The 368-nt window shown below is 68.5% G+C and carries 1 protein-coding gene; it reads left to right on the top strand.

Annotated elements, in window-relative coordinates; all coding sequences use genetic code 11:
• Positions 1–368 (top strand): PA14 domain-containing protein (locus tag ADL12_RS25160; RefSeq protein ID WP_244188049.1); only part of this gene is annotated, 368 nt, incomplete at both ends.

The raw sequence follows: 368 nt of genomic DNA, 5'->3' as shown, positions 1-368 counted from the left end.
CGGTCTCCTCACCGCCGTCACCGCGCCCGCCTCCGCCGCGACGACCTGCACGTCGCCGGTCTTCAAGCGGCAGTTCTTCGCGAACACCACCTTCTCCGGTACGCCGAAGAAGACCGACTGCGACAGCGCCATCGACCAGAGCTGGAGCGGGGCTCCCGTCACCGGTCTGCCGAAGGACAACTTCGGCGTGCGGTGGACGCTGACCCGGGACTTCGGCTCCGGCGGCCCGTTCGCCTTCTCCGCCTCCGGGCTGGACGGCATCCGCGTCTACCTCGACGGCACGCGCAAGATCGACCTGTGGAAGAACACCTCCACGACCGTCTCCAAGACCGTCAACGTCACCGTCCCCTCCGGCAAGCACACCCTCC

It is taken from the genome of Streptomyces regalis (assembly GCF_001509475.1).
Lineage (GTDB): Bacteria > Actinomycetota > Actinomycetes > Streptomycetales > Streptomycetaceae > Streptomyces > Streptomyces regalis.
Note: the sequence above shows the minus strand (reverse complement) of the source record. Positions and strands in the feature narration are given on the sequence as shown.